Source organism: Geoglobus sp. (assembly GCF_054018175.1).
Window position 1 is genome coordinate 1 of record NZ_JBPLZQ010000035.1, and the last position, 8,336, is coordinate 8,336.

Annotated in this window: 11 protein-coding genes; 7 read left to right on the forward strand and 4 right to left on the reverse strand. The window is 54.8% G+C overall.

From position 1 onward, the window contains the following. Positions 1–86: 86 nt before the first annotated feature. The 4 genes from hemB to cobA are packed head-to-tail and all read left to right on the forward strand — an operon-like array spanning position 87 to position 3,933. Positions 87–1,052 (forward strand): porphobilinogen synthase, encoded by a 966-nt coding sequence (hemB, locus tag ACXJJC_RS02790; protein ID WP_456369305.1) that lies wholly within the window; start codon positions 87–89, stop codon positions 1,050–1,052. After that, positions 1,053–2,324: a glutamate-1-semialdehyde 2,1-aminomutase gene (gene hemL / locus ACXJJC_RS02795; RefSeq protein WP_456369306.1), complete on the forward strand. Its 1,272-nt coding sequence runs from the start codon at positions 1,053–1,055 to the stop codon at positions 2,322–2,324. After that, positions 2,306–3,187: a hydroxymethylbilane synthase gene (gene hemC, locus ACXJJC_RS02800; RefSeq protein ID WP_456369307.1), complete on the forward strand. Its 882-nt coding sequence runs from the start codon at positions 2,306–2,308 to the stop codon at positions 3,185–3,187. The genes hemL and hemC overlap by 19 nt, the downstream gene beginning before the upstream one ends. Then, positions 3,184–3,933 (forward strand): uroporphyrinogen-III C-methyltransferase, encoded by a 750-nt coding sequence (gene cobA, locus ACXJJC_RS02805; protein ID WP_456369308.1) that lies wholly within the window; start codon positions 3,184–3,186, stop codon positions 3,931–3,933. The genes hemC and cobA overlap by 4 nt, the downstream gene beginning before the upstream one ends. On the opposite strand, the gene truA is transcribed toward cobA, so the two are convergent. The 4 genes from truA to ACXJJC_RS02825 are packed head-to-tail and all read right to left on the reverse strand — an operon-like array spanning position 3,899 to position 6,814. Beyond that, positions 3,899–4,693, reverse strand: a complete 795-nt coding sequence (gene truA, locus ACXJJC_RS02810; protein ID WP_456369309.1) for a tRNA pseudouridine(38-40) synthase TruA — start codon at positions 4,691–4,693, stop codon at positions 3,899–3,901. The two genes, cobA and truA, sit on opposite strands and share 35 nt — an antisense overlap. After that, complete coding sequence (locus ACXJJC_RS02815) at positions 4,687–5,475, reverse strand: carbon-nitrogen hydrolase family protein (RefSeq protein ID WP_456369310.1); 789 nt, start codon at positions 5,473–5,475, stop codon at positions 4,687–4,689. Before ACXJJC_RS02815 ends, truA begins: the two co-directional genes overlap by 7 nt. Before the next feature lie 30 nt (positions 5,476–5,505). After that, the gene (locus tag ACXJJC_RS02820) at positions 5,506–5,901 is read right to left on the reverse strand and encodes a methyltransferase RsmF C-terminal domain-like protein (protein WP_456369311.1); all 396 of its coding nucleotides are present in this window, start codon (positions 5,899–5,901) and stop codon (positions 5,506–5,508) included. Continuing rightward, complete coding sequence (locus ACXJJC_RS02825; RefSeq protein WP_456369312.1) at positions 5,894–6,814, reverse strand: NOL1/NOP2/sun family putative RNA methylase; 921 nt, start codon at positions 6,812–6,814, stop codon at positions 5,894–5,896. Before ACXJJC_RS02825 ends, ACXJJC_RS02820 begins: the two co-directional genes overlap by 8 nt. Before the next feature lie 73 nt (positions 6,815–6,887). On the opposite strand from ACXJJC_RS02825, the gene ACXJJC_RS02830 reads away from it, so the two are divergent. The 3 genes from ACXJJC_RS02830 to ACXJJC_RS02840 form a co-directional block, all read left to right on the forward strand. Beyond that, a complete protein-coding gene (locus tag ACXJJC_RS02830; protein WP_456369313.1) occupies positions 6,888–7,199 on the forward strand; it encodes a hypothetical protein in 312 nt (103 codons plus the stop codon). Positions 7,200–7,368: 169 nt separating this feature from the next. Next, the gene (locus ACXJJC_RS02835) at positions 7,369–7,854 is read left to right on the forward strand and encodes a multiheme c-type cytochrome (RefSeq protein WP_456369314.1); all 486 of its coding nucleotides are present in this window, start codon (positions 7,369–7,371) and stop codon (positions 7,852–7,854) included. Continuing rightward, positions 7,844–8,336 (forward strand): 4Fe-4S dicluster domain-containing protein (locus ACXJJC_RS02840; RefSeq protein ID WP_456369315.1); only part of this gene is annotated, 493 nt, incomplete at its 3' end. The genes ACXJJC_RS02835 and ACXJJC_RS02840, both read left to right, overlap by 11 nt.

The following is an 8,336-nucleotide window of genomic DNA, read 5'->3' on the forward strand; positions in this document are numbered from 1 at the left end:
GCCGACATTGAGGATAAAGCAGGCCGCGAGGAACGGAAGTTCGGAGGTTATCGAGGCAGTAGAATACCTTTTTGGAGGTGGATCGAATGGAGTTCCCAGCCCTGAGAATGAGAAGGTTGAGAAGGGCCAGGCTGAGGCCCCTTCTTCGGGAGAGCAGGCTCAGCACGGATGACCTGATAATGCCGGTTTTCGTTGATGAGAACATCTCGTCCCCCAAGGAGATACCCTCCATGCCAGGTTACTTCCGCCTGCCAGTTCCAGACGTGCCGGACGAGGTTGGAAAGGCCATGGAACTCGGAATTAAGGCGTTCATCTTCTTCGGCATACCCTCCCGCAAGGATGACGTTGGCTCTTCCGCCTTCGACGATGATGGAGTTATCCAGAAAACCCTGAGGGAGGTGAGGAGAGAGCATGAAGATGCCGTCCTGATAACGGATGTCTGCCTGTGCGAGTACACAACGCACGGCCACTGCGGGATCGTGAAAGACAGAGAGGTGCTGAACGACCCCACACTCCCGATACTCGGGAAGATAGCCGTAAGCCATGCGAAGAGCGGTGCGGACATCGTCGCTCCATCTGGAATGATGGACGGTATGGTGAAGGCGATAAGGAGCGCTCTCGACGAAAACGGGTTTGAGAATGTTGCGATCATGAGCTACTCCGCCAAATACGCTTCATCCTTCTACGGTCCGTTCAGAGAGGCTGCGGAGAGTGGATACGCGTTCGGAGACAGGAGAAGCTACCAGATGGACATTCACAACGGCATGGAGGCGCTGAGAGAGGTGGAGCTCGACCTGAAGGAGGGGGCGGACATAGTGATGGTCAAGCCGGCCCTGAGCTACTTAGACATCATCAGGAGGGTTAGAGAGGCGTTCAGCGTGCCCGTGGCAGCGTACAACGTCAGCGGAGAGTACAGCATGGTCAAGGCTGCCGGCAGAATGGGGTGGCTCGACGAGAGGGAGATTGCCTACGAGATCCTCACGTCAATAAAGAGGGCGGGAGCTGATCTGATAATAACCTATCACGCAAAGGAGGTTGCGGAGGTTTTGTGAATGTGGGATAGGTCGAAGGAGCTTTATGAGGTTGCCAAGACTCTGATGCCGGGCGGGGTTTCAAGCCCCGTCAGGGCTGTCAGGCCGTTTCCGTTTTACACGAGAAGGGCAAGGGGCTCGAAGATATACGACGTGGACGGGAACGAGTACACAGACTACTGCATGGCATACGGGCCGCTGATTCTCGGGCATGCTGACGAAAGGGTTAAGGAAGCCGTCAAAAGCACTCTCGGGAACGGGTGGGTTTACGGAACGCCGATAGAGCTTGAGATAGAGTACGCGAAGCTGATCACGTCGATATATCCTTCGATCGACATGGTGAGGTTCACGAATACTGGCAGCGAGGCGACCATGTCTGCTCTGAGGCTCGCCAAGGGATTCACAGGCAGGGACAAGTTCGTAAAGATAGAGGGGAGCTTTCACGGAGCTCACGACTCCGTGCTGGTTAAGGCGGGTAGCGGGGCCACAACGCACGGCACACCCAACTCCGCCGGGGTCCCTGCGGACTTCGTTAAGAACACACTGCAGGTCCCGTACAACGACATCGAGGCGCTTGCTGACGTGATAGAGAAGAACAGAGAAGAGGTCGCAGCCCTGATACTCGAGCCGGTTATGGGAAACTCGTCACTCATAGTTCCCGAAAAAGGCTACCTGAGAGAGGTGAGGAGAGTCACCGAGGAAAACGACGTGCTCCTGATCTTCGACGAAGTCATCACAGGATTCAGACTCTCCCTCGGTGGAGCTCAGGAATACTACGGAGTCAGGCCTGACATAACGACCCTCGGAAAAATTGCCGGAGGAGGGTTCCCGATAGGCATTGTCGGAGGTAAGAGAGAGATAATGGAGCACTTCTCCCCATCGGGAGCCGTTTACCAGGCCGGAACCTTCAGCGGAAATCCGGTGAGCCTCACGGCAGGATACACGACGGCCAGAATACTCTCGGAAGAGAAACCGTACGGGAAGCTGAGAGAGAAGACCGAAGAGCTCGTCAAAGCAATCAGAGACGGCATTGAGGACAGGAAGATCAAGGGGGTTGAGGTGGACTTCATCGAGTCAATGTTCTGCGTGTACTTCGGAGAGAGGCCCGTGGACTACTCCTCGGCACTTAAGCTCGACAGGGAGAGGTTCATGAGGTTCTACTGGAAGCTCCTCGAAAACGGTGTGTTCTTCCCGCCATCACAGTACGAGAGCTGCTTCATGAGCACGGCCCACAGCATGGAGGATGTGGAAAGGACGGCAGAAGTGATCCTGAGATGCCTCGCAGAGTTGTGATCGGGACGAGGGGCAGCAAGCTCGCACTCGCCCAGGCGCACAGGGTAAGGGAGGAGCTGGAGAGAGAGGGATACGAGACAGAGATCAGAGTGATCAGGACATCAGGAGATATAAAGAAGGACAGACCCCTCCACGAGTTCAAGGGAATCGGGGCGTTCGTGAGGGAGATAGACCTCGCACTGAAAAGAGGTGAGGTGGATGTTGCAGTCCACAGCCTCAAGGATGTGCCCACTCAGAGGGTTGAGGGGACTGTCATAGCTGCAGTGCTTGAGAGGGAGTCCCCCTGCGATGCGTTCGTTACGAGAGATGGAAAGAGCTTTGAGGAGCTCGAAAGCGGCTCGATCGTTGGCACGTCGTCTCTCAGAAGAAGAGCGATGGTTCTGAAGTTCAGGAGTGATCTGAGGATCGAGAACCTCAGAGGAAATGTGGATACGAGGCTGAGGAAGCTGAACGACGGAATTTACGACGGAATATTTCTGGCTGAGGCCGGGCTTATCAGGCTCGGAATCCACGAGGAGGTGAGGTACCAGAGGCTAAGCCCTTACACCTTCGTTCCCTCAGCCAACCAGGGCATAATTGCCGTTGCGACGAGGGAGGGTGAGGAGAGCCTGGTATCATTCATGAACCACGACGAAACTTACAGAGAGGCCATGCTCGAGAGGTCCGTCATAAATTACTTGGGCGTTGGATGTGCCGTTCCTGCCGGGGTTTATGCGAAAAGTGAGGGAGGGAGGATCAGGCTGATATGCGAGGTTCTCGACGAGAGCGGGGAGGTCAAGGCGAGAGTTGACGAGAGGTTAAGCAAGGACTGGAGCAGTGAGGAGGTCGAGGAAATTCTGAAGGGGCTGAGTGGTCTGGTATGACGGTATACATAGTCGGAGCAGGCCCTGGAGAAGTTGAGCTCCTGACGCTGAAGGCGGTGAGGCTGATAAGGGAGGCTGACGTGATACTTTACGACGAACTCATTGGTGAGGAGATAAAGGAGCTGATAAAAAGGGAGAGCAGGGCCGAGCTGATAGACGTCGGAAAGAGGGCAGGAAGACACAAGAAGAGGCAGGAAGAGATCAACCGCCTGCTTGTAGAGTACGGCAAAACGGGAAAGAAGGTCGTGAGGCTCAAGGGCGGAGATCCGTTCGTTTTTGGCAGAGGAGGGGAAGAAATTGAAGCTTTAGCGGAGCACGGAATTGACTTCGAGGTTGTGCCCGGTATAAGCTCCGCAGTAGCAGGGCCGGCTTACGCCGGAATTCCCGTGACCCACAGGAGGTACGATCCCGCGCTCGTGTTCATAACAGGAAGGCAGGAGAGGGAGAGGCTGAACTGGGACGCACTTGCGAAGCTGAACGCCACGATAGTCATACTCATGGGAGTCTCAACCATGAGAGAGAATGTGGAAAGGCTGATAAAGCACGGAAAGAGCCCAGAAACGCCCGTCGCGATAATCGAAAGAGCAACCACTCCCGAGCAGAGAGTGATCAGGGGAAGGCTCGGAGACATAGTCGAGGTGGCCGAGAGGGAGGGGGTCAGGGCCCCAGCGGTGATAGTGATAGGTAGCGTGGTCGAGGTCGAAGAAAAGGTCAGGGACTACCTGAGAAACCTGAAAGGAGCCTGAATATTCCGTAAAGCTGGGCAAATTTTCTGTGGTTCTCTGCGATCCTTTCCCTCAGCGTTGCAAGCCCTCTGTCCTCAACCTCAAACTCGAACTCGTACCTCACGTCTTTCAGAATGAGGCCGTAGGGACTCGCCGGAGTCAGCGGGACTCTCTCCCCGGACAGGATCCTCTCCACCACCTCAGAACTGCCTTCCCTGCCCGCGATCCTCAGGGCGGTTACGATCTTTCTCACCATGTTCCAGGCAAACGCGTTCCCCTCGACCGTGTAAACCAGCAGCTCTCCATCCCTCTCCAGCTTGGAGACGTAAATTTCCCTCACGCACGGCCTGCAGTTCTTCGCGAACCCCTCGAAGTTGTGCTCGCCGACCAGCATTCCTGCAGCTCTTTTCATCGCCTCAACATCATAACCCTCGTCGGGCATGACGTACTGGTAAATCCTCGACACAGCGTTCCTTCTCGGATCGAAATTATCATCCACAATCCTGTAGGCCCACACGGTGATGTCCTCCGGCAGATGAGAGTTCAGAACCCTCACCATCCAGGGATCGAATGAGTCGAGGTCCAGGGCAAAGACATTACCCAGCGCGCTCACTCCTGCATCTGTCCTGCCGGCAGTCCTGTACCTCCTCTCTCTTGCGTTGATTCCCACTTTCTCAAGCGCCCTGAAGAGCGCACCGTCAATCGTTGGAACGTTAGGCTGGTACTGGCTGCCGTGGTAGTTCCAGCCGAAGTACGCGAGCTTGAACGCGACCCTCAGCACTCGATCCCCCCGTCGAGGATGTCCTCTATGGCCCTGACGTTCCTGTCACGCATCGAGTAGTTTACCTCCCTGTACTCCCTTATCCTTCTCACGTCCACCTCGGCCGTGATGAGCTCCTCGGCATTCTCGTCCGCGTATCTGGCAGGGATTCCCTCGGGAGTGGAGATCAGGCTTCTTCCGACGCACTCATCCCCGAGGAACGTGAAGCCAGCTCCTCCAGCCTTGACGATGGCATAGGCATTGTCAAAAGACCTCGTGAAGTACAGGCAGTACCTGAACTCCTGTGCCGGAAGCTCCGACCTCCTGAAGGAAACCACGGGGTTCAGCACGACTTCCGCCCCCTTAAGCCCCGCGACCCTGCAGAGCTCAGGGTAGAGAATGTCCGCGCATATGAGCCCCGCAAACCTGACGCCGTAGATCTCGAAGGTCTCGAGCTTCCTCCCGCACCTGATGCCGAGCTCTCTCTCACTCCTCGTCGGGTGAAGCTTGTCCTGAGTTGCGACCAGCTCACCCTCGTGATAGACATGGAGTGTGTTGTAAAGTCCGTCATCCCTCTTAACTATGACGTTTCCGGCAACTGCTGTTGAGAGTTCTCTGCTAACGCTCTCAAGCCACTTCAGAGTTTTGCCGGAGGTCGAAACAGACATGTCCCCGACAGGGTATGAGAAGTACTCGGGAAGCAGGTACAGGTCAGAGTCAGACCTGGAGATCAGCCTGACGGCACTCTCGAAGGCTTTTTCAGTTCCAACCCTGCACTGTACTGCCGAAAGTTTCAGCTTCATGGTTACAGGTTAAAATGCAAACTTAAAAAGCTACCTGAGCCTCCGGTCTTTGGGAACAAAGTTCCTTATCCTCCTGCCGTTCCCCTTCCCGCAGCCGAGGTAGTAGCTCTTCCACCTGAGAACCACGTACCCCCTCTCACTTCTTTCCAGATCATCTCCCCTCAGCCACCTCACCATCTCCTCAAAGCTAACGTCAACCACGTTCTTCTTCAGCTGGTCTGCAAGCAGGTAGCAGCCTTCGATTGAGAGCCTTATTCCGTCCCTCTCGATCCTGCCGAAGTAAACTCCCGAGTGGTACTCCTCCACGTCGAGCGAGCAGTCCCTGTAGGCATAGATCCTGTTCTTGCCCATGACCTTCAGCCTGAAGTCCAGGCCCTCAACCCCGAACTGCTCCTTCAAAGCTTCAAGAATTTCGTTCTCATCCATCAGGCTTCACCACCTTCGCGACGAAGAAGCCTTCCGTGTCGTTGTCCTGGGGGTGTATGCGAAGGCACTTCTCAACCTCCTCATCGTACCTCTTCCCTCTGAACTCCGTTATCGCCTCGTGAGACCGCAGAGGGAGGTCTATCTCCTCCAGCCTCGCGTCAGTGTTGCTCAGCAGGTAGTCGATGACCTCCTCGTTCTCCTCAGGATCGAGCGTGCATGTGGAGTACACCAGAACGCCTCCCGGCTTCAGAGCCCTGTAGGCAGCCATTATGAGGCTCTTCTGGAGCCTTGAAAGGGCTTCAACGTCCCTCTGCCTCCAGAGACGGAGGTACTTGTAGTTCTTCCTGATCATCCCCACGTTGCTGCACGGGGCGTCAAGCAGGACTCTGTCGAACATTTCCCTGAACCTGCCGAAGTACCTGCCATCCTTCATGGTCACCCTCACGTTTACTGCGCCAAACTTCTGCAGGTTCGAGATCAGGATGTTTATTCTCGGGTACTTCACGTCGTTCGCTATTATGCAGCCCGTGTTGCCCATGTAGGCGGCTATCTGAGTGGTTTTAGCACCAGGAGATGCGGCCATGTCCAGGACGAGCATACCGGGTTCGACGTCAAGGACTGCGGGCGGAATCATCGAGCTCGCCTCCTGCATGAATATCAGGCCGAGAGAGAACTCGGGAGTGTTTGTTATGCCATCACCGTAAACGAAAAAGCCCTCCTCAACCCAGGATATTTGCTCGAGCTCGAATTCAGAGGAGAGGCGCTCCACGACTTCCTCAACACCTGCCTTGAGCGTATTGACCCTGAAACTCTGCCTCAGAGGCTTGGCCATGAACTCCAGGAATTCCTCCGAATCGTCAATTTCAGAGTACTTGTCGAAGAATTGCCTGTTCATTTCGCTTAGCTCTTCCATCAATTGCCAGGGTGGTGAAGGGATAATAAACATGACGTTAACCTTTATATTTCCCCGTCACGTAGTGTAAATCATGGGGGACAACACAATTATCGCGGTCGGACTGATAATCGGCCTCCTGTTCGGGATATCTGGCATCGCGACGCTCTTCAACTTCATGGGCATGGCAATGGAGGAGACCCAGCAGCAGCTCGCTCAGATTGGTGCGGTATCGACACTCGTGCTGCTGGTAATCGCAATTATCCTGATAATCAAAATCCGGATTATCTCGTCCCTGATAGTCGGAGCGATAATAGGGGCTGTGCTGAACGTTCTGCTTGAGATGAACGGCATAAGCATAACCAATGACATATTCCAGATGATCGCGAGGGCCCTCGGAATGTGACCGGGGCTTTTTGTCAAACCCTCTTTACCATTTTTCAGAAAATCTGAACATATGAACATTTGAAGATCTCAGCAAGTAATTGTAATGAAAAATCCTGATAGATCTGGAAAAGTTTTTAAATATTTGTCATGACAGATTTAACAGCGATGACTCGTGAGGTGAAAATGGCATGAGAACCGCGCCACGGAGATTTTTGATGATATACCTGTCTGTAATCCTGCTGTTTCTGGTGGTCAGGACAATAATTGTCCCACCAACGTTCGCAGAGTTCACGGACGACTACACATACAGGTGGTTCAGAGGCGATGCTGTCAGAGAAGCGATGCAGCTTGAGATGAAGTTCGCGAGCAAGGAGACTTGCATGCAGTGCCACTCTGGAAAGGTGGAGTTTCTGAACAGGGGTGCGCACAGGACCCTCAGCTGCGAAACCTGTCACGGACCGAGCATGGGTCACGCGAAAGACCCGCAGAACGTGAAGGCGGACATAGACCCAACCAGGGCCCTGTGCAAGCTCTGTCACGAGTACAACCCGACGAGGCCAGAGGGATTTCCACAGAAGTTCACGGATGAGCACGGTTACGGAAGGGCCTGCATAGACTGTCACAACCCGCACTCCCCGTGGGTTTTCAGAGGAGGTGCAGAGGATGAGCAGTAGAAGGAAGTTCCTCATGGCGGTTGCCGCTCTCGCGGGCCTTGCGGGACTGAGAAGGGCTACCAGAGCGCAGGAGCCGATCGAGGGGTACGACTGGAATGACCACTACTACGCGTTCGTGGTCGATACGAGGAAGTGCATTGGATGCGGGAGGTGCGTGAGGGCCTGCAAGATCGAAAACGAGGTTCCAAAGCTTCCGTTCTACTTCAGGACATGGGTCGAGAGGTGGGTGTGGCTGAAGGGTGAGGAGAAGCCCAAGGTAGATTCACCAAATGGAGCATACAACGGGTTCACCCCACTCTACGACGAGAGGAGCATAGCAAAGAGCTACTTCGTTCCCAAGCTGTGCAACCACTGTGACAGGCCACCCTGCGTGCAGGTCTGCCCCGTCGGGGCAACATACAAGACGAAGGACGGAGTCGTGCTTGTGGACGAGAAGTACTGCATAGGGTGCAGGTACTGCATCCAGGCCTGTCCGTACGGGG

Bases quoted from the DNA above. Each gene is read 5' to 3' on its own strand.
- hemB (WP_456369305.1), top strand. From the start codon at position 87: ATGGAGTTCCCAGCCCTGAGAATGAGAAGGTTGAGAAGGGCCAGGCTG.
- hemL (WP_456369306.1), top strand. From the start codon at position 1,053: ATGTGGGATAGGTCGAAGGAGCTTTATGAGGTTGCCAAGACTCTGATG.
- hemC (WP_456369307.1), top strand. From the start codon at position 2,306: ATGCCTCGCAGAGTTGTGATCGGGACGAGGGGCAGCAAGCTCGCACTC.
- cobA (WP_456369308.1), top strand. From the start codon at position 3,184: ATGACGGTATACATAGTCGGAGCAGGCCCTGGAGAAGTTGAGCTCCTG.
- ACXJJC_RS02815 (WP_456369310.1), bottom strand. From the start codon at position 5,475: ATGAAGCTGAAACTTTCGGCAGTACAGTGCAGGGTTGGAACTGAAAAA.
- ACXJJC_RS02820 (WP_456369311.1), bottom strand. From the start codon at position 5,901: ATGGATGAGAACGAAATTCTTGAAGCTTTGAAGGAGCAGTTCGGGGTT.
- ACXJJC_RS02825 (WP_456369312.1), bottom strand. From the start codon at position 6,814: ATGGAAGAGCTAAGCGAAATGAACAGGCAATTCTTCGACAAGTACTCT.
- ACXJJC_RS02830 (WP_456369313.1), top strand. From the start codon at position 6,888: ATGGGGGACAACACAATTATCGCGGTCGGACTGATAATCGGCCTCCTG.
- ACXJJC_RS02835 (WP_456369314.1), top strand. From the start codon at position 7,369: ATGAGAACCGCGCCACGGAGATTTTTGATGATATACCTGTCTGTAATC.